We start from the raw sequence: 279 nt of genomic DNA, 5'->3' as shown, positions 1-279 counted from the left end.
GTATTCCGCCGTCGAGGCGTTCGCCTCCGTTTTGACGCTGGAGACGAAGGCATTGACTGCCTTGTCGCCGGTTGAACTGCTGCCGCCGGTCATCGACAAGAAAACCGAACTGATCGGCGAGCTCGCGCAGCTCGAAACCCGCCGCGACGAACTGCTCGCCGGCATGGGTTTTCCGGGCGGTTGGGCCGGCATGGAACTCGCGGCCAGCACCGACGAGCGGCTCGCCGAACAGTGGTCGCTGCTGCAAAAAGCGGCCGAGCGAGCGCGCCGCTTCAACAC

General features: G+C 65.2%; 1 protein-coding gene. It reads left to right on the top strand.

From position 1 onward, the window contains the following. The coding region (flgN, locus tag R0J87_RS19750; RefSeq protein ID WP_498888383.1) for a flagellar export chaperone FlgN at positions 1 to 279 on the top strand (279 nt) is incomplete at both ends.

It is taken from the genome of Halomonas sp. SIMBA_159, assembly GCF_046536035.1.
In the GTDB taxonomy this organism is placed as follows: Bacteria; Pseudomonadota; Gammaproteobacteria; order Pseudomonadales; family Halomonadaceae; genus Vreelandella; species Vreelandella venusta_A.
This window is presented reverse-complemented; position numbering and strand designations above follow the sequence as displayed.